Genomic DNA, 25,962 nt, shown 5'->3' on the forward strand with positions numbered 1-25,962 from the left:
TGTCATTTTACAAAAACGTGCTAATTTACCTATTTTATTTACATCAGGGTCTCTTTTCTTACAATTTCTTTACTTTAGGACTTTTTTTCTGCAACAACTATTTTCTTTTCTTTAAATTTTTGGTATGTATAGTATGGTATAATAGCTCACACGGAGGTGGAAAAGAACATGTTAGAAACCTTTCAAAAAGAATTAGAACTATATGAAAGTAATGCAGAATTATTAAAAGTGCTAGCTCATCCTGTTCGTTTATGTATCGTAAAAGGATTAATCGAGCGCGGTCCAAGCAACGTTTCTACAATGTATACTGGATTAAACATGCCACAATCTACAATTTCACAGCATTTAGCAAAATTAAAAAGCGCTAAAATCGTTTCTAGTGAAAGAAAAGGATTAGAAATTTATTACAAAGTAGAGAACGAAACAATAATTCAACTCGTTCGCGTATTATTAGGTTAGGGACTAATAATCGCAGAAAAAGAACGTATTCTATATTTTTTATCTCATATCTTTAATATAAATATATATCATGAGAGGAAATATATAATACTACATAAGTCGTATTAAAAAACAAGACACAGTATATACTGTGTCTTGTTTTTTATATTGTTACATACCGATCCAAATGTAAATGTTGCATATCTTTTGTATGTATAACAACATCAAACGAACTCCCTACTCCTCCATTTAAAATCATAGAACGAACTGCTCGATTTTGTTTTTGCGTTTCAGAAAAAGGATTCATATCTTGATGGCTCGTAAGCTGTTCTAATATCCCTGCAGCTAACAAGAACTCAGATTGTTTCTTATGCCATACTGCACTCATTCCTTGCATACTAAACATCTCCTTTAGCTCGTCCCAATGAATATGAGTAGTAAGATCCATTTCACCTGGATGCGCTAGTGGATTACGTATTAGCTTGTGCTGATAATACCCTCGCAAACTTCCTTCACGGTGTGCTGGATGCATCCATTCTTCTTTTGTGTATCCGTAATCAACTGTAATACATATACCTTTTTGAAACCATTTCGCAATTTCTTTTATATAATCCTCCATCACAATTGGTACTTCAAAACGTTGCCCTTCAGCAATATGAATATTATATTTCAATAAATAGCGACCAATTCTTTTATCTAACGGCCTACATACTTCCGAAAGGTTTCCTTCCTCTGTATATGTAATACGCACTTCATACAACATACCATTTCTTTTCTCAATTATTTCAACAGGAAATGCATCAAACAACTCATTCGAAAAAAGAATTCCCTCGAAAGAATCTCCCATTTCACTATAAGAGGTATAGTACGATACATTAGAAAATGAGCCAAGGTGCTCCTGCTGTAATTTTCTATGAAAAGGGCTCACTTCAATCATTGAATAGTTTAAATCAATAAAGGTTTTTGGAGATAATTGCTTCCATTCTTGTAAAACATCATAGGCAAACTTCCCTGTTCCTCCACCAATTTCACAAATATTCGGAGCAACTTCACCATTTTCAACAAGACGAATAAAAAGTTTAGCAAAAGTTTTTGCAAACACAGAGGATACGTTGCTACTTGTAAAAAAATCACCTTGTCTTCCAATCTTTTCACGTTCTTTCATATAATATCCATGACCTTCTGTATACAATACAAGGTTCATATACGTACTATATGAAATTGAATAATCCTTTTCTTTCCCCATCCATTCTCTTAAAATGAGCTCCATTCCCATAATGACTCCTTATTGTAAAAACGGATTATTTTCTTTTTCAAAGCCAATGCTTGTTTCTGGACCATGTCCACATAGCACCGCTGTTTCATCTGGTAATACAAATAATTTCTCTTCAATACTTCCAATTAATTCAGCGAAACTTCCACCAGGTAAATCTGTTCTTCCAATGCTCATTTGGAACAATACATCTCCTGAGAATACAGCATTCGCCTCTTTACTATAATAAGAAATACTTCCTGGAGAATGTCCTGGTGTCTCAAAAATTTCAAAATTAAATGATCCAATTGTTAATGTACCTTCTGCATCAATAATATGATCCGCCGGTTTTGCTGTAATACTGCGGTTCATCATAAAAATTTGAGAGCCGTTTACAGTTGCATCTCCTAACCAATCTGCTTCTTCTTTATGTACGTACACAGGAATATGAAAAGCGTCTCTTACCGCATCAACAGCACCGATATGATCAAAATGAGCATGTGTTAATAAAACAGCCAATGGTTTTAATTGTTCTTCTTGTAAATATGTAACGAGCTTTTCACCTTCATGACCAGGGTCAAAGATAATGCACTCTTTTTGATCGTTCATTAAAATATAAGCATTTGTTTGTAATGGGCCTAACGGCATTTGTATCCATTTCATATGAAAATCTCCTCCAGTTATTAAACTTACTTTTAATGATACAACATTTCTTTCTCTGAGGAAAAGAAAGGATGCTATCTCGACAATCATTTTTAAAACATGTACAATATAAAAGAGTAAATATTCCAAAAACTCATAATAAGAAATGGGTAGACAGAGGAGGATATTGTATGGGCCTTGTTATTATTTTTACACTTGTCACTCTGTTAGCTGTATTCGCTACGCTTAGAACACTTCGTGAAAAAAACTTTTTCGCAAGCGGCTTTGCAATTGCAACTGTACTCGTTTTCGGATGGTTTACGATCATGACTGTTCTATATAACGGGTATCCACCAGCAGCTTAATTCGTTTACACTTTATTCTTCATCGAGATTTCACACAAAAAGAGGAAGGGTTCCCCTTCCTCTTTTCATATTTCACAACTTATATCATCTTCGCTTCGTATTTGTGCTTTTTTACAAGCCAAGCTCCTCCGATAACACCTGCATCATTACCAAGTGTTGCAATAGCTAACTTCGTGCTCTTTACAGCACGTGAGAAAGCATATTGCTCGAAATAGCGTTGAATTGGTTCTAATAGCGCATCTCCAGCTTTAGACACGCCTCCACCAATAACAATTTTCTCTGGGTTCAACGTACTAGAAAGGTTCGCTACAGCTAATCCTAAATAAGAAGCTACTTTTTCTACTACTTCTCCTGCTAATTCATCACCTTGTCCAAGTGCTTCAAAGACATCTTTTGATGTAATACGTCCTTCTTCAGCTAACATAGAACGCAACATGCTCTCTTTATTAGTCTCTTGTATTTTTTGCATAGCAACACGTACAATACCTGTCGCAGATGCTACTGTTTCTAAGCAACCAGACTTCCCGCAATTACATGGGAAAGCATTTTCTGTAACTACTGTAATATGTCCAATCTCACCAGCAGCACCACTCACGCCGTGTACAATCTCACCATTGGCGATTACACCACCACCAACGCCCGTACCAAGTGTCATACAAATTAAATCTTTTGCACCTTCACCAGCACCTTTCCACATTTCACCAAGCGCTGCTAAGTTTGCATCATTATCAATAACAACAGGTAATCCTGTTTCTACTTCTAATAAATCTTTTAGTGGATAATTTTTCCACCCTAAATTAACCGCTTCATAAATCATTCCAGATGCCACATGTACAGGACCAGGAGCCCCCATACCAATACCAATTAACTTGCTCTTCAATTCGCCTAATTCTTCTAGCTTTTTATCAATTGCTTTCGCAACATCAAGTGTAATATGTTTTCCTTGCTCACCTGTATTCGTAGGGATTTCCCACTTATGTAAAATTTCACCGTATACATTAATAAATGCTAATTTAATCGTTGTACCACCAAGGTCAACACCAACTAACCATTTCTCTTCCATGTTGCTTACCTACCTTTATCTAATTCTTATTTAGCTCTTTTTGAATTTCTTGCTTCAATAAAAATAAAGCTGTTTGATAGTCTTGTGGATCGATTAGCTGTGATTGATTTAATTCACGCAATTCATCCTGCATTAATTGTAAATCTGCAATTCGATCTCCCGTATAAATAATCGTACCAAATTTCTTTAGCAATTGCTGAATATCATAAATAGATACCATTTCATCACCCTCTATACTCACTTACTATAAAAAATTATAATAAGAAAACGTTCACATATTTTATTATAATCAAGAAGAAAAAGTCTCGTCAATTTTTATTTGTCTATACAAGCTTATTTATAAGTATTGTTCCTTTTTCTGTAATAATTTTTTCTATGTTTTTATCAAATGGCTCTACCGGAATGTGTTTTACCATTTGAAAATCGTACGCTAATGATAGCGTTTTCCCTTTATAATGCACGAGATAACGATCATAATAGCCACCGCCGTACCCAATTCGCTCTCCTCGTTCTGTATAAGCTACGCCCGGCACAATTTGAAGATCAATTTCATCCATATTCACTTCTTCCGTAAGCCCAGGAATCGGTTCACGTAAATTCATATACACCGTTTCTAATTGATCAAAATTATTAATTTGCCGGAAAGACATCGTTCTTGTTCCTTTATTACACTTAGGAACTACAACTTTCTTTCCTTCTTCCCAAGCTTTTTCGATAATAGGATATGTATTCACTTCATTTTCCATTGAAAGAGTAATTCCAATTGTTTTAGCTTCAACCCACTCTTTTTGCGCATACAACGAAAATGCAATCTGTTCTGATAAAGTTGTATACTGTTCTTCTGATAAAGAATTCATGTGTTCTATTATTTGTTTACGTAAACGTACTTTCTCTACTTTCACACACTCTCCCCCTTACAGTGACACTTTACTCTATGCTGATAGTGTATCACTTTTAACATAGGAATCGAATAAAAAAAGAAACAGTAGGAAAATATTCCTACTGCTTACTTTGTTTCACGGTGTAACGTAGACTTCTTGTCACGCTTGCAATACTTTTTAAGCTCGATACGCTCAGCGTTGTTACGTTTATTTTTCTTTGAGATATAGTTACGATCTCCGCATTCTGTACATGCTAGAGTAATATTCACACGCATTCTTATTTCCCTCCAGTACTAATAACTTAAATCAGACTATACTATAATACCACTTTTAAAATAAAAATTCTACACCTTTTGATATTGTCTAATTTTTTCTATAAGATTTTTCATGTTTTCCCTTGCTATTACTGGGTTTCTAGCATGTGAATACACCAAAAACTTTGGTTGTTTTGTGTCAGAAACGATATAAGACCACTCTTTTTCAGTATATTTGAACTGTACTCCTTCAAATATACCTTCTCCCTTCCTTTCCATATCATCCAATAATTTCCTCATAATTTCTCCTTTTTCATTCCATGAACATACCACTTCATCATAAAGTAAATAGAGCGGAGGTGATTGCTCTACTATGCTGAGAAACGTTTTTCCTTGCAATGCTATTAGCTCAAATAATTTTCCAATTCGATATAAAATATCTCGCTTCCACCTTACTTGAAACGACTTTCTTTCATCCTGCGTATAAAATAGAAGATAACATTCTCCTAACTTCAAAGACATTGGGTAAATATTTCCTGTCGATTCGAGTAAGAAATCCGGAATATCTACCTCTTCCAAATCTGTACCTTGGTAAATATTACTATGTTTATCGTATAACTCGAAATGATTTCCTTGCTCAGAAAACATAAGAGCCATATTCGCTTTACTTGATTTCATCAAAGCTTTCACATGATCTTTTTGTTCGCTTGCATAAATCCATGTAACTGTACAACCAAGTCTTTGCAGAAAGAGCATGAGTAAATGTTGCAACGTATCATTTCTCTTATTAATAAGAAGATGAAACTTCTGCATCTGTATTTTCTCGATATCAATATGCTCCAATATAACTTCTATATACTCATTCATAGAAACATGAACCAGCTTATTACGCCCCATTTCTTTCTCATGCACGTAATAAAACAATTCGGACATATATACTTGTTCTATCTCTTTTTGCTGCTTATACGTTAACGGCATGCCAGCTTGACCGTATAACTTTATAACAATCTCATTCCCATTCTCCACTTGAATGAAAACACCACCTGCACATTGCAAATGATGAACACTATATTGAAAAAGTGACTCGTTCATTTCTTTACATTCCATCGTATGAATCCCTATACCATGAATAGCATGTAAAAATAAATTTTTATAAGAGGTTGTTTCTATATTTTCTTGACTTCCAATTAATATACTTTCTCCTTTTGTAAAAAGAGAACCATACGCCATCGCAATCTTCACGATAAACTGGGGAGTAATTTCAACATTCCCTCTTCCTACAATGCGGCTTTTTTGTAACCACCCTGCACTCATTTCACTCTCTTGAATACCAGCCGCTCCTACTATCGAATGACTATCAATCGCCTTATAAGGCCATAGTTTTCCTTTTTGCTTAATTACCGTACTTCTCCCGATATGACAGTGATCCGCTACAACGCTTTTTTGAAACAGTGTAACATCATCTTCAACTATTGTACGCTCTCCTATTGTCGTTTCTAATAGTTCACAATACTTCCCAATGTGGGCATTTGCAAAAACAATACTCTTTTGAAGATGAGAATAATTTGAAACGATACTATTTTTCCCAATAATAGAATATGGCTCAATTACAGCTCCTGTACCAATCTTTGCTCCTTCTCCAATAAAAGAGGGGCCATGAATTTTCGTCCCTTTACCAATCGTCACCCCTTCTCCCATCCATACCATCGGTAATACTTCCGTATAAGGAATAGGTACTTGTAACTTTTTCGTTAACAAATCAAATTGTGCTTGTCGATATTGATTAAATGTGCCGATATCTAACCAATAACCTTCTGACAAATATGCGAATAACACATTTTTGTTTGCCAATAGCGGAAACACATCATGACTGAAATCAAAAAATTGCCTAGGCGGTATGTAAGAAAAGATTTCTGGTTCCATAATATATATGCCTGTATTCACAACATTAGATACTACCTCATTCCAGCCCGGCTTTTCTATATATCGTGTAACCTCCTGGTCTTTATTCATTACAACCAATCCAAATGAGAGTGGATTTTCTACTTCTTTCACAAACATTGTTACCATTCTTTTCTTTTGTTCATGAAACCCAATTCCTTCTGATAATTGAAAGTCAGTTAATGCATCCCCGCTTATCACAACAAATGTTTCATCTAAAAATTGTTCTGCTTGTTTAATACTCCCTGCTGTGCCAAGCGGAGGAGAGTCTTCAAAATAATACAAGTTAACTCCCCATTTACTACCGTCACCAAAATATTGCTTAATGGTCGTACTCATATATTGAACAGTAATTGCAATTTCACGAATACCATGCTGGCGTAATAACTCAATATTATATTCTAAAACTGGTTTTTCTAATAATGGTAACATCGGCTTTGGAGTATTACATGTTAATGGCCTAAGGCGTCTTCCTTTTCCTCCAGCTAAAATAACCCCCTTCATATACTTCAGCCTCCACTTATATAATGTTCAATAACTCCATATACCATATGTATATTCCCTATCCCACATGAACTAGCAGCATAAACTTGATTAGTTAAACAAATCCTCATTTAGAAGACCATATAATTAAATTTCTCACCTATAAAAACGTACGTTTCAAACAACAAGAAAGCGCTTACTATTAATTGTTAAATAATACTTATTAACGACAAACATATATACTAATTTTTCCATTATATTATGATACATCTTATCATCATAAACTAAAGGAAACAACGAGCTTTTTTTGTCATGTTTTGACTAAAAAAAGCAGGTGATTTCTCATCACCTACTTTAATTCCTACTCATTCAATAAATAATGCTTTCCTTTTACTAAATAAAAGACATTTTCAGCAATATTTGTAATATGATCTGCTACACGCTCAATATATCTCGCGACAAATGATAATTGTGTAATTTGCGTAATTGCTTCTGGTTGTTCCGGAACTGAAGATATAAACTCACGAATTGCTTTTCCATATATTTCATCAACGGAATCATCCATTTCAGCAATTTGTTTCGCAAAAGTTAAATTTTCTTGTTCATATGCTTCTAACGCTAAATGCAACATCTCATTTGCAACCGCAAACATTTCATCCAGGTTGTGCAAACTAACAGCCACTTCTTTTTCCCCAAGACGAATTGTAGCCTTTGCAATATTAACAGCATGATCTGCAATACGCTCTAAATCTGTCGCTGTTTTAATTGAAATAAAAATCCTTCTTAAGTCACTTGCTACAGGTTGCTGCTTCGTAATGAGCATAAGCGCAAGATCGTTTATTTCCTCTTCTAAATTATCCATGCGGTAATCACCATCAATGACCTCTAACGCTTTCTCTACATCCCTTGTATGCAGACCTTCCATAGCAATCAATAAAGCCGTATTTGCTAATTCTCCAAGCTCGATCACCTTTTGCTGTAACGCTTTTAAATCACCTTGAAACTGTTCTCTTACCATTTTTCTTCCCCCTCAATATTATGTGCCATTATATAAAAGTGAAACTTTAATCAACCCTCATCAATAGGGCTTTTATAGGCAGCAAGATCCCCTCCCTAACTTCTTTGCTTTCGCTAAATTTTAAGGTGGGGGCTTACTGCCTGCAAATAGCGGGGCAAATCTCCTACATAGCCTCTTGCGCTTGTAATAAACCTTAAGATAAGGAGAAGTATTACTTCTCTATTAACAGTAAGATAAAATAAGAAATGCCCTCTGTTAAGAGGGCATTTGCTCTTAGCTTTGAAACGATATCAACCAAAGCGACCTGTAATATAATCTTCTGTACGCTTATCTGAAGGAGTCGTAAATAATTTGTTTGTATCTGTATACTCCACAACTTCCCCGCTTAAGAAGAAAGCTGTTTTGTCTGAAATACGCGCTGCTTGTTGCATATTATGCGTTACGATAACAATACTAAAATCTTTCTTTAGCTCTTGAATTAATTCTTCTACTTTTAATGTTGAAATTGGGTCTAATGCCGATGTTGGCTCATCCATTAAAATAACGTCTGGCTCAATAGCTAAGCAGCGTGCGATGCATAGACGCTGTTGCTGTCCACCAGATAAACCATATGCATTATCGTGCAAACGATCTTTTAACTCATCCCAAATCGCTGCTCCACGTAAACTTTTTTCAACAATTTCATCTAATGCCTTTTTGTCACGAATACCATGGATTTTTGGACCGTATGCTACATTCTCATAAATAGATTTTGGAAATGGATTTGGCTTTTGGAACACCATTCCTACATGCGTTCTTAATTCTTCAACCGGATATGATTTATCAAATATATTGCGTTCTCTATACTCAATTACACCTGTAGTTCGAACGATCGGTACTAGCTCTACCATGCGATTTAATGTTTTTAAGTAAGTTGATTTACCACAGCCACTTGGACCGATAATGGCTGTAACTTCATTCTCATGAATACTTAAATTAATATCTTTTAAAGCATGGTCTTCCCCATACCATAAATTTAAGTTTTTCGTATCAAATACTACCTTCTTTGGCGCAGTCTCGATTTTCTCTTCGTTTTTCACCTGTACATTTACTACTGTTGCTACCATTTGAATTCCCCTTTCATCCACTTCCAACTTATTTTCGATTTCGTAACCATAAAACAAATATATTAATAAATAGCAACAAACCTAACAAAACAATCATCCCAGCTGCTGCTACATACTGAAATTCTTCTTTTGGCCTACTCATCCAATTAAAAATTTGAATTGGTAGAACTGTAAATCTATCAAACATACTAAATGGAACATAATTTGCAAACGCAAGTGCCCCAATAACTAATAGTGGTGCAGCTTCTCCAATTGCTCTTGATATCGCTAACGTACAGCCCGTTATAATCCCTGGGAAAGCATATGGCAATACAATTTGATACATCGTTTGCCACTTCGTAGCACCTAATCCGTAAGAACCCTCTAATAATACACTTGGTACTGATCGAATTGCTTCTTGACTCGCCACAACAACTGTTGGTAAAACGAGTAAACTCATCGTCAGTGCTGCTGCAACTATACTCTCTCCTAAATGAAGAGCATATACAAAAATAGTTAAACCAAGCAATCCAAATACAACGGATGGTACTCCTGCTAACGTTTGATTATTAATCACTATTATTTTTTTAAATAGAGATTCCTTCGCATATTGCTCTAAATAAAGTGCTGTTCCAACTCCAAATATAAAAGAAACAGGTATAACAATACTCATAAATAATATTGTCCCTGACAAAGCTGCAGCAATACCAGCTTCTTTCGGATTACGTGAAGCGAAATTTGTAAAGAAATCTATTGAAAGATAACTTATACCTTTTTCAACAATTTGAAACAGTAACAAAAACAAAATTACAATTGAAAATAAAATTGCTATATAAAATAACAATTTGTAAATTCGATCTTTTAAAAAGCGTGATGCCATGTTTTTTTGTATTTTTTTATGATTCAACATTCGCATATTATGTCATCCTCCTAAAACGGCGCATAATTGACTGCGAAATGATGTTCATAATAAAAGTGAACAAAAATAACGTTGCACCTACAGCATACATGCTGTAATACGTAATCGTTCCATGCGGAGCATCACCTAAACTTACTTGTACAATATAGGCTGTTAACGTTTGAATAGAATGTGTCGGATCAAGCGATACATTTGGTGTGGATCCTGCTGCAATTACAACAATCATCGTTTCACCAATTGCACGAGAAGCCGCTAATATAATTGCTGCCATAATCCCTGTAAAAGCGGACGGAAACACCACTTGTTTTACCATTTCAAACCGCGTCGCTCCGAGTGCTAATGAAGCTTCTTTCGTCCCTTTCGCCACAGCTCTCATCGCGTCTTCAGATAGAGATGCAACTGTAGGCATCATCATAAATCCGATAACGATTCCTGGACTAATCGCATTAAAAAACTGTAAGTCTGGTATAATCCTTTGTAAAAGTGGCGTAACAATTGTTAATGCAAAAAAACCATATACAATTGTCGGGATACCTGCTAATAGCTCTAACATCGGCTTTAATATTTTCCGTGCACTATTTGAAGCATATTCGCTTAAAAATACGGCACACGCTAAACCGATAGGAATTGCTACAAACATAGCAATTGCTGTTACAAGGAACGTTCCACATATAAGTGGTAATATGCCGAATTTAGGATCTTCAAAAAATGGTAACCATTCTTTCTCCGTCAAAAAGGAGTATAATGATATTTTTTGAAAAAACATGATTGTTTCATTAGAGAGCGTAAAAACAATTCCAAGTGTCGTCACAATAGAAACGCTAGCAATTATTTTTAGTAATAAAGGTACTATTCGATTGATTCGCTGCGTTTTTTTTCTTTGTTTTGTATTTCTTTCAATCAAATGTTGTACAGAAAATGTAATTTGACTTTTGTCATTATGAGCCAAAGATGAAAACCCCTTTCCACCCCGACATTACCTTTTTATTTCTGTTAACATACGCAGCTGTTCATTGTATTTTTCTTTTCGTAATTTTACATACCCGACCTCTTCAGCGAGGTTACCGACATGCTGAATCATAAACTCAACATAGTTTGCTACATTCATTTTATTTCGGATAGATGCATTATTCACATAAGCAAGTAGCGGCCTAGATAACGGCTTATACTTACCTGATTGAATGGTCTCTTTCGTCGGAAATACACCATTTACTTTTATTGCTTTCACCTTATCTCGATTAGCCATATAATAAGCATATCCTACAAAAGCAATGGCATGTTTATCATTCATTACCCCTTGCATAATAACTTGATCATCTTCAGACAAAGAGACTTTTTTTACAATGCGATGATTTTGTAAGATGACATTTTGAAAATAATCATACGTACCAGAGTCTACGCCTGGTGCATAAAACTTCACTTGTTCACGTGGCCATGTTGAATGAATTTGTGACCATCGCTTCTCTCTTCCATCTTCACTCCAAAGTAGTCGTAACTCGTCTACTGACATATCGTCTACCCATGTATTGTGGCGATTCACAACAATCGTAAGACCGTCGTTAGCAACCTCAAAAGGTGTGAACTGAATAGAGTTTTTCTTCATTTCATTTTTCTCGACTTGTTTCATTACTCTCGAAGCATTATTTATATCTACTTCTCCTTTACTGAAACGATTAAATCCTCCCCCAGTTCCAGAAATACTGATGGAAATTTTCACGTCTGGATGCACCTTTGTATATTCCTCCGCTACTGCTTCTATAATAGGAAAAACCGTTGAGGATCCATCAACTCTCACTTCTCCCGTATCATTTAAAGCAAATGCAGTAGACATTTCAAAACAGAGGAACCATATTGATAATACGAAAATTTTAATAGGTGTACGCATCCATTTCACGTGTTCTTCCTCCTAGAAGTAACCGGAAATAACAGGATTACAGATATAAGAATACTGCTAAACTATTAATTCGGTTTTAATTGTTTGTAAAAGTTTTGTAAAGTTCCACAAAAATCAACATACGATACAATTTTAATTCATTAGTAGCTATTCATTTCCTCTGATGATTTCCCTATAAAATATTTATCCCCTATCCCACCATATACAAGTATCATTTATACGGCCGCGCTTTTTCCAATGTTGTATACTTGTCCACATTTATTACACGATATGCATAAACCATAAAAAAAAGCACACTATCTTTTCAGATAGTGTGCTTTTTTACAACTTTTTTATTCATCATCTTGATCTTTATTTTTATTGTCTTTATCATCTTTTGAAGCTTGACCATTTACTTCTTTGTTTTTCAAATCAAAGTAAGCATCCATAATTTCACGACCAATATATCCATTAATACCAGTCTTATCATCATGTACCCACGGAACGACAACAGAGAATGCTACTTCTGGATCTTCAAGTGGCGCATAACCTACTAATGTTAAGTTATATGTTTCCACACGTTCACCGTTTGCCTTTCTACCAATCTCTTTATCTCCGCCATACACAGTTTGCGCGGTACCTGTCTTCCCTGCCGCTTTATATTTTGCACCTGTAAAGTATTTTGTAGCTGTACCACCCGAATCATTATACACTTGTCTAAATCCTTCTTGAACGCGTTTAATTTGCGATTCCGGCATATCAACACGATTTAATACTTTCGGTTCCATAGATTGAACAACTTTCCCAACTTCATCTGGTTTCACTGCCGGTTGACGAATTTCTTTTACAACTTGTGGTTGCATACGATATCCGCCATTGGCAATCGTCGAAATATATTGCGCTAATTGAAGCGGTGTATACGTATCATACTGTCCAATTGATAAATCTAGTAAGAAACCTGGTTGACTACTTCTACCCATCTGACCAGCAGATTCATTCGGTAAATCAATTCCTGTTTTTACACCAAGTCCAAACTGTCCGAAATAATAACGCATCGTATCAAATGCTTTTTGAGGTATATCTAACGTACCACCTCTCACATACTGAACACCGGCGATATTCATCGCTGTTTTAAACATATAAACGTTAGAAGACATTTTTAAAGCTGTAAGGTCATTAATATATCCCATCGTTTTCCAAGACGACTTCGTAGGTGTACCTTTTAATTTAATTGGTTCATCCAATTGTACTGCCCCTGGTTGAATCGCACCAGTTTGATATCCAGTAAGTACTGTTGCACCTTTTACAGTTGATCCCATCGGATAAGAACTTGTCATGGTACCTAATGCAAAGTCATTTACTTTCGTTTGGCCATCTTCGTTAACTAATTGTTTCCCCGCCATAGATAAAACTTCACCATTTTTTGGGTTCATCATTACAACGAATGCGCGATCTAAAAGAGGTTCGCTTCCTTTAAACCTCATTAAATTCTTCGCAAGAATATCTTCCACGCGCTTTTGTAATTCCATATCAATTGTTAAGTTCAGGTCATTACCACTTTGTCCTTTTGATACATTAATCGTTTCTAAAATATTACCGTTTTTATCTGTAACATTTCTAACTTCTGCTTTCGTACCGTGCAGACTATCTTCATACTGTTGTTCAAGATAACTTTTTCCTACTCGGTCATTTCGATTATAATCACGAACAAGATAGTAATCTAGTCTTTCTCTCGGTAAGCCTTCATCAGATGTCGACACCCCACCAAGTACACTTCGGAATAAATCATCGTACGTATATTTTCGCTCCCAATCAACATTCGTATCTACACCTGGTAATGCTGCTAGGTTTTCACTAATAATCGAATATTCCTTTTCTGTAGCATCCTTTTTAATAACTTGAGGTGTCATTGCATATCCGCCGTCCATCTTACTTTTAATCGCTAGTATTTCTAGATCTTTTGCGGATAATTGATTAATCTCTTCTTCTGTTACACGACTTCTCTGACGCTCGTCTAATTCTTTATCATCAATTTTTTTACCTTTAAACTCTTGACGATCTTTATTCGTAATTTTTTCTTTAGCTTCCTCTTTATGCATAGCAAGCCAATAATCTTTTTTATCGCGATCTGTTAATTTATCTGTCGGTACTTCAATCAAATCTGCTAGCTTTTTCGCTGTTTCTAAGCGATCTTCTGCAGTTGATCCTTTCATTTTTGTAAATGTAATAGTACGAACGGCTGCATTATCTACTACAGGTCGCCCATAACGGTCAAATATTTTCCCACGCGGTACAGGATTACTTATCGTTGAGTTTTCTTTCTTCTCCACTTCATTCTTATATTCTTCACCGCGAACAATTTGTACATATCCGAGCCTTACAATAACCGCGGAGAACATTAAAAACACGCAGAAAAACAGCACGTTTAACCGAAAAGGAACGTGGGTCTTTTTCTTATTTTGCTTCTGCTTCTTGCTCATACAACCCCCCTCTACCAACAGCTATGTAATGTGAAAGGGACACCTTCTACAGGTGTCCTCACTGCTGTCTTACATCTTTTTCTATTCTAGCATAAAACAAACGAGAAGTTAACCTTCTGGTTCAGTTTGGTTTTGCGCGTTCCCTTGCGTTACAACACTTGTTTTACTCGCATTTCCCTCATCATATTTGACATTTTTAACTGCAAAATAAATAAGAAAATGTCCAGCACCTAAAATACATAATAAGTAAGGTAAACTTTTTTCAGGTGGAAAGAATAGTACAGCACATAAAAAACTTAAAATGGAACAGATTCTTCCGGCGTTTAACCACAGCTCCCGAACAACGACATATTCCACACGCCATTCTCTCGCATTTTTCGCTCTACCAATTACGTCATATGTCATTGATCCGTACGGAACAAGTAAAATAGGATATGCAACCGCAATACATGCCGCATAAATAAGTAATTTCGTGTATGTAACATTGAAAATGACTAAAAAGACGACAGCATATAAAATAATGCCCCCAAGTAAAATTGCTTTTTTTCGCCACTCTTTCTTTAACATACGAGCAACTAAGTAATAACATACAAAGGATACAGCAGAGTTAACTAAACTGTATTTTCCTAATGCGAACTCACTATTAGTTGCTAAATAAACATATACTGAAATGACAAAAATAAACGTTCCTTCTCTCAATCCTTGGAAAAAATGAGCTCGTGTAATCTTTCCCCAATTTTTATCAATCCGTCGTTCTTTCAATACTTGCACGATTTCATAACGCCCTTCACATTCTCTTTTAGATAAAAAGAAGCTTAAGACGACAGCAATTGCAAATAGAACTAATGAAAGAAAGAATATAACAGTATAACCACTCCATTTCTCCATACGTGAAATTGTGTATCCTGCTGCTATTGGTCCGATCATCCCAGAGAAGGATGTAAGAAGTCCAAGAAACCCATTAAAGAAATCTCTTGTTTCTGGTTCTGTAATTTCAAATGTCAATAAGTTAAAAGCCAACCAGTAAAAACCGTATCCTACTCCTAAAAGAGCCCCCATTAATAAAATATACTGAGAAGCACTTTTTCCTGCCACTAAGACAACGATAAAAAAAATTGCGAGCGTTCCTACCCCTATCCGTAATAAAATCGAGCGATCGATACGTTTCGCTAATTTCCCCCCTACAAGAAATGTGAGAGGCTGTAATACCACGCTGGCTAAATTATACAAGCCAAGATTCACATAATTTTGTGTTTGTTTCCATAAATAAATATTTACAAACGTATTCGATAAAGAAATTGCGAGCGTGTATAAACCTCCTATAAGGAGCAATAACACTAAATCCCGATTCACTTCAACGTCACCAATTATATGTTTCCATTTCATACACAACTCTCCTTTACTTCATGTTCTAGTCTTCCAAAGACAAGCCCAATTATGTAAAAGGAAAGCATAGAAAAAAGCTAGGGGCTCTCCCCTAGCTTTTTCTATATTTATTACAATTATTTTGCTTCTTGGTAACGTTTTTCAGCAGCGTTCCAATCTACAACGTTCCAGAATGCACCGATGTAGTCTGGACGACGGTTTTGGTAGTTTAAGTAGTAAGCATGCTCCCAAACATCTAAACCGATAACTGGCGTTTTACCTTCAGTTAAAGGAGAATCTTGGTTTGGAGTGCTTGTTACTTCTAACTCACCATTGTTTACTACTAACCAAGCCCAACCAGAACCGAAGCGAGTTGCGCCAGCTTTTGCGAATTCTTCTTTGAATGCATCGAAGCTACCGAATTTTGCTTCAATTGCAGTTGCAAGTTCACCTACAGGTTGTCCTCCGCCGTTTGGAGATAGGATTGTCCAGAAGAATGTATGGTTAGCATGTCCGCCACCATTGTTACGTACTGCTGTACGGATTGCTTCTGGTACTTCGTTTAAGTTTGCAACTAATTCTTCTACGCTTTTGTCAGCTAATTCTGCATGACCTTCTAAAGCAGCGTTTAAGTTTGTAATGTACGTGTTGTGATGTTTTGTATGATGGATGTTCATTGTTTCTTTGTCAAAGTGAGGCTCTAAAGCATCATACGCATAAGGTAAATTTGGTAATTCGTGTTTTGCCATTGTTATATTCCTCCCAGTTTATGTATTGCCACTTAAGTGACATACAACTTCATTCTACCCTAATTGCCATAGGGTGCAAACAAATAAATCACATTGTCTTGCTATCATTAAAGTAGCAAAATTCCCACTTCTTTTCAATTAAAATGCTCATATATTCCGTAAAAAAAGCTTCCTTCTACAAGGAAGCTTCCTGCTAACATAATAAACATGTGAAATGGATATGGACCCTGTAGGACTCGAACCTACGACCGGACGGTTATGAGCCGTCTGCTCTAACCAGCTGAGCTAAGGGTCCACAATTATGTATGTAACAACATATCAAATAAAGGAATTCCTATCGGATATGCCCTTTAAGAAAGGTAAGATAAATTTACCATATAGAAAAGAAAAGTGTCAATTGTATTTTTCTTATTTAAAAGAAGAAAGTTAATAAAAAGAAATTTAGTTATCTCCACTATATGTAAATATAATATATCTTGAGATTCTCTAGATTCCTACGTTACAATGATTTTATACATACATAAAGGAAGTGAATCTATGTCCATATTTACCCAATTCGTAAAAAGCATATACTCGCCTAAAGATATGGCGCTATTCCGTTTTCAAAAAATCGGTAAAACCATTTTGTATATTATGCTACTTTGCTTAATTACTACTATTCCAAGAACTTTTTTGTACGGTAGTTTTATCCAGGATGGTGTAGGCATGGTAAATCAAGTCATCGATAAAGATTTACCTGATTTTAAAATTGAAAATGGCGAACTAAAAGCCGATATTGATCAACCTATTGAAAAAGAAGAAGGAAATGCACTTTTCGTATTTGACCCAAATTCAACAGACCTAGAAAAATATCAAAATAAAACAGGTTTATTTGTTTTAAAAGATAAAGTAGTCTCTATGGGAAATGGTCAAACACAAACGTATTCTTATAACGATTTGTTAGGTGCATCTCTTGAGAAAAAAGATCTACAAGAATTTATTTCTTTATTCGATAATATTTACCCAATTTTATTATTTGTTATTGGATTTTTAGTGTACCTATTCCAATTATTCATCACTTTTGTAGGCGTGACTTTACTTGCGTTCATCGGTTCTGCTATGAGCGGTCAACGTAAACTATCCTATAAACAAGTTTGGACACTAACTGCATATAGCTACACAATCCCAACCATTTTCTTCATGATTATGGATTTATTCAAAATCGTCGTACCTGGAGCAACGTTCATTTATATCGCTGTTGTTTTAATCGTTCTATACTTAACGATTAAAGAGGTACCCAAACCGAAAGAAAAATAAAAAATGCCTAAATAGGCATTTTTTTTTTGGACAAGCATATATTCCTAGCAAAGGAGTGAAGAATATGAAGAGATTAGGTATATTCCTATTCGTGCTTGTTCTCGGTTATATATTTTATTACGATATAAAAATCGGTACTTTACCGATGTTAAGTGCATATAAAAAAACAACTACTGCTCAAACGATTAAAAAAGAAAACACAGACAGCCAACAAAATAAAGAGAACAAAACAGAAAAAGAAACGGATGTATCTTATAAAACAATTGAAGTAAAAACTGGTGAGACAGTTCTTTCTATTACAGAACAAATTAATAAGAAAAAAATTCCTTCCATAGAAAAAGTCATTGACGACTTTAAACAATTAAACAAAAGTACATCTGCTACAAAAATACAAATTGGAAAGTCTTATAAATTCCCCTTATATCAATAAGCTATCACTTAATCCTTGTCAATTACATAAAGGCGCTGATACAATAGTAAAAGTGAAACCGAGTACTTCGGTTTCTATAGCCCTATATCACGTATACTATCATTGATATGAGGGACTAAATAAGAAACTTCTTTTATAAGGAGAGCGATCTATTCGTGAATGAAATGACTCATCGTACAAAAACACGTCCAGTTAAAGTCGGTAATTTAACAATCGGCGGTAATAATGAATTAATTATACAAAGTATGACAACAACAAAAACACATGATGTTGAAGCAACAGTTGCTGAAATCAAGCGTTTAGAAGAAGCCGGCTGTCAAGTCGTGCGCGTTGCCGTTCCAGATGAACGCGCAGCAGATGCTATTGCTGATATAAAAAAACAAATCAACATTCCACTTGTTGCTGATATTCATTTTGATTATCGCCTTGCTTTAAAAGCAATTGAAGGTGGCATTGATAAAGTACGTATCAATCCAGGTAACATCGGTCGTCGCCATAAAGTAGAAGCTGTTGTAAATGCAGCAAAAGAGCGCGGTATTCCAATCCGTATTGGTGTAAACGCTGGTTCATTAGAGCGTCACATTTTAGAAAAGTACGGGTACCCAACTGCAGATGGTATGGTCGAGAGCGCGCTACATCATATTAAAATTTTAGAGGACTTAGATTTCCACGATATTATCGTATCTATGAAAGCCTCTGATGTTAACTTAGCAATCGAAGCATATGAGAAAGCTGCTCGCGCTTTTGATTATCCATTACATTTAGGTATTACAGAATCTGGAACATTGTTTGCCGGAACTGTAAAAAGTGCTGCTGGTCTTGGAGCAATCTTAAATAAAGGCATCGGAAATACATTACGTATTTCATTAAGTGCTGATCCAGTTGAAGAAGTAAAAGTTGCTCGTGAACTATTAAAATCATTCGGTCTTGCATCTAACGCAGCAACACTTATCTCTTGTCCAACTTGTGGTCGTATTGAAATCGATTTAATTAGCATCGCTAACGAAGTGGAAGAATACATCTCTACACTTCAAGTACCAATTAAAGTCGCGGTACTTGGTTGCGCTGTAAATGGCCCTGGTGAAGCTCGTGAAGCTGATATCGGTATTGCCGGTGCACGTGGAGAGGGATTATTGTTCCGTAAAGGGCAAGTCGTTCGTAAAGTACCAGAAGAAACAATGGTAGAAGAACTGAAAAAAGAAATCGACGTAATTGCTGCTGAAATGGCTGCTGAACGAGAAAAAGAAAAAGAGACGCAAGAACAATAAAAAGAAGGTTGCCACAATATTTGTGAGCAACCTTCTTTTCTACGTAAAAAAGCTCGTCAGTTATATAACCGACGAGCTTTTACTTTGCACATTTTGGACAACGACCATATATTTCAAACTTATGACCCGTTACTTCATAACCGGTAAAATCTTTATTCATAAAATCCATTGGGCAGGAAGTAATCTCTTTCGTTCCTCCACAATCCAAACAAATAAAATGATGATGATGTTCCATAATAGAACAAGTAAAACGAAAATGTTTTTCACCATTTAATTCCGTTTGTTCTAAAACACCAATCTCAGCAAAAACTGTTAAGTTACGATAAATCGTATCAAAACTAAGCCCTGGATAATCATCTTTCATATGCTCTAAAACATCTTTCGCAGTTAAATAACGATTATGTGCTGCAAATAATCTGAGCATCTCTTCTCTTTTTCCAGTATGTTTGTATCCTTTTTCTTTCATTAGGCGTAAAGCTTCTGTTAGATTCATACCTATCCCTACTTTATGCAGTTTTTTTCTTCTTCCATAAAATCGCACCGATTAAAATAAGAACTGCTATCATAACAATTGTACCACCTGGCGCTAGATCAAGTTGATACGAAGCAAACATTCCACCAATTACTGCAATTTCACCAAATAAAATGGAAAAGAAAATTGTTTGTTTAAATCCTTTAGCAATACGAATACTTGCTGCAACTGGTAACGTCATTAATGATGATACGAGAAGAACCCCTACTACACGCATTGATACTGCAATGACAAGAGCAACTAATATAATGAAAATAAAGTGAATCCATTTCGCTCTTAAACCAGTTGATACTGCGTATTCCTCATCAAATGATAATAGAAACAGCTCTTTATATAATAAAATAATTGTCGCAACAACAACAATTGCTACAATCCCAATAATAATTAAATCTGTACTTGTTACAGCACTGACACTACCAAATAAATAACTAAATAAGTCTGTGTTAAATCCATTTGCAAGTGAAATGAAAATAACTCCAACCCCCATCCCTGCCGAAAGGATAATCGGAATTGCTAATTCTTGATAGTGCTTATATACAGTTCGTAACTTTTCGATTAGTAGCGCTCCACCAATCGAGAAAATCATCCCGATATATAAGGGGTTTAAAAATCCACCTGTAAAAATGGTTTTTTCAAGTAATAAACTTGCTGCAATACCCGATAACGTCACGTGACTTAATGCATCCGCAATAAGAGATAAACGACGAATAACAACAAACACACCAATTAGTGGTGCAACAAGTCCAATTAAAATACCTGCGTATAAAGAATTACGTAAAAAGTCATATTGTAAAAAATCTTGTATCATTATATCCTCCCGTGATGCTCATGTTCGTGTTCTAAACGATGAACATGATGTCCATATAAAACGGACATTTCTGCATCTTCTAACTCTCGGAACTTCTCTACATTTCCATGGAAATGTAGATGTTGGTTTAGGCATGCAACATGTGTTACTTTTTCAGTAACAGCTCCCATATCATGAGTAACAAGAATTAATGTGATCCCGAGCCTTTTGTTTAAATCCTCTAATATTTCGTAAAAACTTTCCACATTTTTCACATCGATTCCAACAGTAGGCTCGTCCAAAATAAGCAATTCAGGATCACTAACGAGCGCACGAGCAATAAATACACGCTGTTGCTGTCCACCAGAAAGCTCTCCAATGTTACGACCTTGAAACTCACTCATCCCTACATCAGCAATTGCTTTTTCTACCTTTTTCTTATCCTCTTTTGTGAAAAAGCGAAAAAGCCCTTTTTTCGAAACAAGTCCCATTGACACAACTTCAGAAACAGTTGCTGGAAAACCAGAATTGAAACTATTTGCCTTTTGGGATACATAACCAACTTTGTTCCATTCCTTAAACTTCTTACTATCAACGCCAAACACGCGAATGCTTCCTTCTTTTGGCTTTAAAACACCTAATAAACACTTAAGTAAAGTTGATTTACCTGAACCATTCGGTCCCACTAAACCTAAAAAAGCTCCCTTCGGAACTTGCAAATTAATATTTTCTAACACATTCCGATCTTCGTATCGGAATGTTAAACCTTCAATTTCTAATATATTATTCATAGCATCTCACCTATTTTAATTCAGAATGATTCCGATTTATATCTATTTGAATTATAGTACAGCTTATTATAGTTGTAAACCAATCTGCCTAAAATATATCTATTTTTTCAAGAAACCTTACTATTATAACAAAAAGCAGAGAAAAATTCTCTGCTTTCGAAAAATATTCCTATAAACTTTTTAGTGAATAGCCGATTTAAACTTACCACCATTTGTCTCTTGCGTGCTCATAATCGTAACAAACGCATTTTCATCAATTTCATGCACAATTGATTTTAACTTCGTCACTTCTAGACGCGTTACAACTGCATAAATAACTTCTTTTTCTTTATCCGTGTAACCACCTTTCGCTACAAGCTTTGTAGTTCCACGGCCAAGACGATGCAAAATCGCGTTTGATACTTCCTCATATTGATCAGATACAATTAAAACCGCCTTCGTTTCATCTAGCCCTTGAATTACTGTATCGATCGTTTTAAATGCGATATAGTACGTCATAACAGAATACATCGCTTGTTCCACACCAAACACAAATGCTGCCCATGCAAAAATAAATAAGTTCACAAACATTACGAATTCACCAACAGAGAACGGTAATTTCTTCGTTAATAAAATCCCCATAATTTCAGTTCCATCTAGCGATCCACCATGACGAATTACAAGTCCTACACCAAGCCCTAAAATAAGACCCCCAAACACTGTCGCTAAAATAGGTTCTGTTGTAAATGGTGGTACCGCATGTAACGTTGACTCAATGAAAGCTAACGCTACAATACCAAATGTCGAAGATAACATAAATGTTTTTCCAATTTGCTTATAACCGGAATACATAAATGGGATATTGAGAACAACGACTAAAGTAGAAAAACTTAACCACCAAATGTTAGGAGTAAGATAATCTAATATAAGAGAAATACCAATAATTCCACCATCAATAATTTTATTTGGCATTAAAAATAGTTCAATTGCTACCGCCGCGCATGCTGCTCCAAAAATAATCATAACTAAACGATAAATGAGATGAATAACACTTTCTTTTCGATGTTGCTTTTGCTCCATAAGCCCTCCCTGTACTCTTTTTCTGTAGTTTCGTTCTTATATTATAACATACGCTTCTTTTCCTCATGAAAAAAGAAACTCCATACGAATATGTACAAGCTACATGCTCATATATTTCGATAGAAGAACGCGTGAAGGAGGATAACAAGATGAACCTCATTAAACAAATTGTTAATAAAAAATTAAATCATATTTCTACAAAAGAGTTATTAAAATATAGCAAAGAATACGAAGTTCCCATTACAGCAGCACAAGCTGATCAAATTGTTTTACTTATGAAGGGTAAAAATATTAATATTTACGATAACAACGAGCGACTAGAGCTCTTAAAACAGATCGCAAAAGTAACTTCCCCTGCCACTGCCCAACAAGTAAATACGTTATTTCAGCAACTACTAAAATAAGGAGGGGATTTCCCCTCCTTATTGCGCTTTAATTTTTTCAAGAAGCCCTTCATCAAAAGTGCCGTTTTTCAGCATTTCGATTTCCAATTTGTATGGTGGCTTCTTATCTTTTTTATCTTCCCCTACATACGGTGTTTCAAGAATTTTTGGTACATGCATTAACTGTGGATGATGTACAATGTGATGCAATGCTTTATACCCAATGTGACCAAATCCAATGTTTTCATGACGGTCTTTTCCTGCTCCGCGTACATTTTTACTATCATTAATATGAAGTACTTGTAAACGATCTATACCAACGATCTTATCAAATTCGTTTAATACGCCGTCAAAGTCATTTACAATATCATATCCTGCATCGTGCGTATGACACGTATCAAAGCATACAGATAGCTTTTCATTATATTTCACACCATCAATAATCTTTGCAATTTCTTCAAAGCTACGACCGCATTCTGTTCCTTTTCCTGCCATCGTCTCTAACGCAATGTTAACCGTCTGTTCTGGCGTTAATACTTCATTAAGCCCTTTAATAATTTGTTGAATACCAGCATCTGCTCCAGCACCAACGTGCGCTCCTGGGTGAAGAACAATTTGTTTTGCTACACCTAATGCCGATGTTCTTTCAATTTCCATGCGAAGAAAGTCTACGCCTAATTGGAATGTTTCTGGCTTCGTCGTATTCCCAACATTAATAATATACGGTGCATGGACGATAATTTCCTCAATTCCGTTGAGCTCCATATGTTTTCTTCCTGCTTCTATGTTCAATTCTTCAATTGGTTTTCTTCGTGTATTTTGCGGTGCACCTGTATAAATCATAAACGTTGTTGCACCGTATGAAACAGCCTCTTCACTTGCTGCTAATAACATTTTCTTACCACTCATGGAAACATGAGATCCAATCTTTAACATACAATCACCTCTTCAATATACAATAGATATAATGATAGCATAATTTGTAGAAATATGTAGTGAATTGTTTGTTCACAAAAGACGCACTACACAAATTCATATGACTATTTAGACAGACTATACTCTTCATTTAAATTAGCAGGATAAAAAAAAGATAAGGGAAATCCCTTATCTTTTTTTATGGCTGTATTTTCTCTTCACTTTGTCACGTTCTGTTGCAAGTTTACGTTTATAGTTTGGTTTTACTTTTTTCGGTTTTTTAACAACTTTTGTTGCCATAACATCAAGTTCGTCATTTGGCTTTTTACGGCTCTTACGACGACGACGCTCACCTAAATCTGCCCACTCATCTCCACGTAAATCTACATGTTTAAACTCGATATGACGTTGTTTTTCTAAGCTATCTAACGCTTCTTCGTTTGCTGGATCATAAATCGTCACTGCAATACCAGAATGCCCCGCACGTGCTGTTCTTCCAACGCGGTGAACGAAGAAATCTAAATCTGATGGTAGCTCATAGTTAATAACATGGCTAATCCCTTCAATATCAATACCACGTGCTGCTAAATCAGTTGCAACAATATATTGGAATTCCAGGTCACGAATTTGTTTCATCATTTTTTTACGATCACGTGGTGATAAATCCCCGTGAATTCGTCCAACTTTTAAGCCACGTTCCATTAATCCATCAGCAACTTGGTCTGCCATCTTTTTCGTATTCGTGAAAACAACTGCTAAATACGGTTTAAATTGAAGTAGCATTTTATGCACTAAATCAATTTTATTACGATGTTTAGAAGGCACTAAATAGTGTTCAATGTTTCCAGCTGCAACTTGTTTTGGATTGATATGAATATGTTCTGGATTCTCCATATACTTCTTCAGAAACGGTTTTAGTTTTTGAGGAATTGTTGCAGAGAAAACTAACATTTGCAAGTTTTTAGGCATGCGTGCTGCAATTTTATCTACATCATGAATGAATCCCATATCAAGCATTAAGTCTGCTTCATCGACAATAATCGTATTTGCTTTATGAACAAATAATGCTTGCTCTTCTACTAAATCTTTAATACGTCCTGGTGTTCCAACTACGATATGAGGTTGTTTTTTCAACTTTTCAATTGAGCGTTGTTTATCAGTTCCACCAATTAAACAACGTGCTGTAATCATTTGGTCTTCCGCACAAAACTTTGTTAATTTCACGATTTCTTCGTAAATTTGTTGTGCTAACTCACGAGTAGGCGCTGTAATAACAAGTTGTACTTCTTCACGGCTTGCATTAATTCTGTTTAATGTAGGAAGTAAGTATGCATGTGTTTTCCCAGAACCTGTTTGGGATTGTCCAATTACACTTACACCTTTTTTCACAACCGGGAAAATTTTCTGCTGAATTCCTGTCGGCTCTGTAAAGCGTAGTTCACGAACTGCATCTATTAAAAATGGTTTAAAATCATACTGTGTAAAAGTTTGTTGTGTCATAAGTTACACCTTCTTTCTAAAATTTCTACTGCGCGCACAAATCAGTCAAGTCTACATTATATCGAAATCTACAAGTAAAATCCATCTTTAGTTTAGGTTGGTTCTGGTGCAAAATTTTTAAAATATTTGAAAACGATCTTCCCAACTTGGTCATACTGGTACTACGACTTTAAAAAAGGTGCGTGATTAGTAT

At 35.5% G+C, this 25,962-nt stretch carries 27 protein-coding genes and 1 tRNA gene; 6 read left to right on the forward strand and 22 right to left on the reverse strand.

Annotated elements, in window-relative coordinates:
* Positions 1-168 precede the first annotated feature (168 nt).
* The gene (locus tag F3I02_RS13070) at positions 169-459 is read left to right on the forward strand and encodes an ArsR/SmtB family transcription factor (protein WP_000894377.1); all 291 of its coding nucleotides are present in this window, start codon (positions 169-171) and stop codon (positions 457-459) included.
* Positions 460-601: 142 nt separating this feature from the next.
* Here F3I02_RS13070 and F3I02_RS13075 read toward each other — a convergent pair whose 3' ends face one another.
* The gene (locus F3I02_RS13075) at positions 602-1,714 is read right to left on the reverse strand and encodes a class I SAM-dependent methyltransferase (protein WP_074593439.1); all 1,113 of its coding nucleotides are present in this window, start codon (positions 1,712-1,714) and stop codon (positions 602-604) included.
* Positions 1,715-1,723: 9 nt separating this feature from the next.
* Positions 1,724-2,353, reverse strand: a complete 630-nt coding sequence (locus tag F3I02_RS13080) for an MBL fold metallo-hydrolase (RefSeq protein ID WP_000871225.1) — start codon at positions 2,351-2,353, stop codon at positions 1,724-1,726.
* Positions 2,354-2,523: 170 nt separating this feature from the next.
* Here F3I02_RS13080 and F3I02_RS13085 point away from each other — a divergent pair, with 170 nt between their 5' ends.
* On the forward strand, positions 2,524-2,697 hold the full coding sequence (locus tag F3I02_RS13085) for a DUF2759 domain-containing protein (RefSeq protein WP_000524852.1): 174 nt from the start codon (positions 2,524-2,526) through the stop codon (positions 2,695-2,697).
* A 79-nt stretch (positions 2,698-2,776) separates the two neighbouring features.
* Here F3I02_RS13085 and glcK read toward each other — a convergent pair whose 3' ends face one another.
* From glcK to F3I02_RS13155, 14 genes are all read right to left on the reverse strand, one after another.
* Positions 2,777-3,760: a glucokinase gene (gene glcK / locus F3I02_RS13090; RefSeq protein WP_000391701.1), complete on the reverse strand. Its 984-nt coding sequence runs from the start codon at positions 3,758-3,760 to the stop codon at positions 2,777-2,779.
* Between the two features lie 19 nt (positions 3,761-3,779).
* The gene (locus F3I02_RS13095; RefSeq protein ID WP_000253699.1) at positions 3,780-3,980 is read right to left on the reverse strand and encodes a YqgQ family protein; all 201 of its coding nucleotides are present in this window, start codon (positions 3,978-3,980) and stop codon (positions 3,780-3,782) included.
* Positions 3,981-4,083: 103 nt separating this feature from the next.
* A complete protein-coding gene (locus F3I02_RS13100; RefSeq protein WP_000861927.1) occupies positions 4,084-4,662 on the reverse strand; it encodes a 5-formyltetrahydrofolate cyclo-ligase in 579 nt (192 codons plus the stop codon).
* Between the two features lie 104 nt (positions 4,663-4,766).
* Positions 4,767-4,916, reverse strand: a complete 150-nt coding sequence (gene rpmG / locus F3I02_RS13105; protein WP_001265616.1) for a 50S ribosomal protein L33 — start codon at positions 4,914-4,916, stop codon at positions 4,767-4,769.
* Between the two features lie 69 nt (positions 4,917-4,985).
* Positions 4,986-7,340, reverse strand: a complete 2,355-nt coding sequence (locus tag F3I02_RS13110; protein WP_000679325.1) for a sugar phosphate nucleotidyltransferase — start codon at positions 7,338-7,340, stop codon at positions 4,986-4,988.
* Positions 7,341-7,680: 340 nt separating this feature from the next.
* On the reverse strand, positions 7,681-8,337 hold the full coding sequence (phoU, locus tag F3I02_RS13115) for a phosphate signaling complex protein PhoU (RefSeq protein WP_000251244.1): 657 nt from the start codon (positions 8,335-8,337) through the stop codon (positions 7,681-7,683).
* Positions 8,338-8,627: 290 nt separating this feature from the next.
* The gene (pstB, locus tag F3I02_RS13120) at positions 8,628-9,443 is read right to left on the reverse strand and encodes a phosphate ABC transporter ATP-binding protein (RefSeq protein ID WP_000226680.1); all 816 of its coding nucleotides are present in this window, start codon (positions 9,441-9,443) and stop codon (positions 8,628-8,630) included.
* 28 nt (positions 9,444-9,471) lie between these two features.
* A complete protein-coding gene (gene pstA, locus F3I02_RS13125; protein WP_001242558.1) occupies positions 9,472-10,338 on the reverse strand; it encodes a phosphate ABC transporter permease PstA in 867 nt (288 codons plus the stop codon).
* A gap of 1 nt (position 10,339) precedes the next feature.
* The gene (gene pstC, locus F3I02_RS13130; RefSeq protein ID WP_000940914.1) at positions 10,340-11,290 is read right to left on the reverse strand and encodes a phosphate ABC transporter permease subunit PstC; all 951 of its coding nucleotides are present in this window, start codon (positions 11,288-11,290) and stop codon (positions 10,340-10,342) included.
* A gap of 27 nt (positions 11,291-11,317) precedes the next feature.
* A complete protein-coding gene (locus F3I02_RS13135; RefSeq protein WP_000871823.1) occupies positions 11,318-12,235 on the reverse strand; it encodes a PstS family phosphate ABC transporter substrate-binding protein in 918 nt (305 codons plus the stop codon).
* Positions 12,236-12,567: 332 nt separating this feature from the next.
* Positions 12,568-14,694, reverse strand: coding sequence for a peptidoglycan D,D-transpeptidase FtsI family protein (locus F3I02_RS13140; RefSeq protein ID WP_196478044.1), 2,127 nt, complete (start codon positions 14,692-14,694; stop codon positions 12,568-12,570).
* A 108-nt stretch (positions 14,695-14,802) separates the two neighbouring features.
* Positions 14,803-16,080: an MFS transporter gene (locus F3I02_RS13145; protein ID WP_000871387.1), complete on the reverse strand. Its 1,278-nt coding sequence runs from the start codon at positions 16,078-16,080 to the stop codon at positions 14,803-14,805.
* A gap of 116 nt (positions 16,081-16,196) precedes the next feature.
* On the reverse strand, positions 16,197-16,808 hold the full coding sequence (gene sodA / locus F3I02_RS13150; protein WP_001052031.1) for a superoxide dismutase [Mn]: 612 nt from the start codon (positions 16,806-16,808) through the stop codon (positions 16,197-16,199).
* Positions 16,809-17,029: 221 nt separating this feature from the next.
* A tRNA-Ile gene (locus F3I02_RS13155) sits at positions 17,030-17,103 on the reverse strand.
* 242 nt (positions 17,104-17,345) lie between these two features.
* Between F3I02_RS13155 and yqgB the strand changes: the two genes are divergently transcribed.
* The 3 genes from yqgB to ispG all read left to right on the forward strand — a co-directional run bounded on the left by yqgB (position 17,346) and on the right by ispG (position 19,802).
* Entirely contained in the window at positions 17,346-18,104 is a 759-nt protein-coding gene (gene yqgB / locus F3I02_RS13160; protein WP_000021894.1) for a protein YqgB, read from the forward strand.
* Between the two features lie 64 nt (positions 18,105-18,168).
* Positions 18,169-18,534, forward strand: a complete 366-nt coding sequence (yqfZ, locus tag F3I02_RS13165; RefSeq protein ID WP_000825404.1) for a protein YqfZ — start codon at positions 18,169-18,171, stop codon at positions 18,532-18,534.
* A gap of 164 nt (positions 18,535-18,698) precedes the next feature.
* Complete coding sequence (ispG, locus tag F3I02_RS13170; protein WP_153577907.1) at positions 18,699-19,802, forward strand: flavodoxin-dependent (E)-4-hydroxy-3-methylbut-2-enyl-diphosphate synthase; 1,104 nt, start codon at positions 18,699-18,701, stop codon at positions 19,800-19,802.
* Positions 19,803-19,881: 79 nt separating this feature from the next.
* Here the strand turns inward: ispG and F3I02_RS13175 are convergent, their stop codons facing one another.
* The 4 genes from F3I02_RS13175 to F3I02_RS13190 all read right to left on the reverse strand — a co-directional run bounded on the left by F3I02_RS13175 (position 19,882) and on the right by F3I02_RS13190 (position 22,971).
* A complete protein-coding gene (locus F3I02_RS13175; protein ID WP_001054516.1) occupies positions 19,882-20,295 on the reverse strand; it encodes a Fur family transcriptional regulator in 414 nt (137 codons plus the stop codon).
* Positions 20,296-20,308: 13 nt separating this feature from the next.
* A complete protein-coding gene (locus tag F3I02_RS13180) occupies positions 20,309-21,142 on the reverse strand; it encodes a metal ABC transporter permease (RefSeq protein WP_098379623.1) in 834 nt (277 codons plus the stop codon).
* A complete protein-coding gene (locus F3I02_RS13185; protein WP_001059662.1) occupies positions 21,142-21,912 on the reverse strand; it encodes a metal ABC transporter ATP-binding protein in 771 nt (256 codons plus the stop codon). The genes F3I02_RS13180 and F3I02_RS13185 overlap by 1 nt, the downstream gene beginning before the upstream one ends.
* Positions 21,913-22,092: 180 nt before the next feature.
* Positions 22,093-22,971, reverse strand: coding sequence for a YitT family protein (locus F3I02_RS13190; protein WP_000435963.1), 879 nt, complete (start codon positions 22,969-22,971; stop codon positions 22,093-22,095).
* Between the two features lie 149 nt (positions 22,972-23,120).
* Between F3I02_RS13190 and F3I02_RS13195 the strand changes: the two genes are divergently transcribed.
* Positions 23,121-23,375: a DUF2624 domain-containing protein gene (locus F3I02_RS13195; protein WP_001048954.1), complete on the forward strand. Its 255-nt coding sequence runs from the start codon at positions 23,121-23,123 to the stop codon at positions 23,373-23,375.
* An 18-nt stretch (positions 23,376-23,393) separates the two neighbouring features.
* Here the strand turns inward: F3I02_RS13195 and F3I02_RS13200 are convergent, their stop codons facing one another.
* Positions 23,394-24,290, reverse strand: a complete 897-nt coding sequence (locus F3I02_RS13200) for a deoxyribonuclease IV (RefSeq protein ID WP_000912460.1) — start codon at positions 24,288-24,290, stop codon at positions 23,394-23,396.
* 168 nt (positions 24,291-24,458) lie between these two features.
* On the reverse strand, positions 24,459-25,769 hold the full coding sequence (locus F3I02_RS13205; protein WP_000194018.1) for a DEAD/DEAH box helicase: 1,311 nt from the start codon (positions 25,767-25,769) through the stop codon (positions 24,459-24,461).
* Positions 25,770-25,962: the final 193 nt, after the last annotated feature.

The organism is Bacillus sp. SRB3LM (assembly GCF_015712745.1).
In the GTDB taxonomy this organism is placed as follows: Bacteria; Bacillota; Bacilli; order Bacillales; family Bacillaceae_G; genus Bacillus_A; species Bacillus_A thuringiensis_K.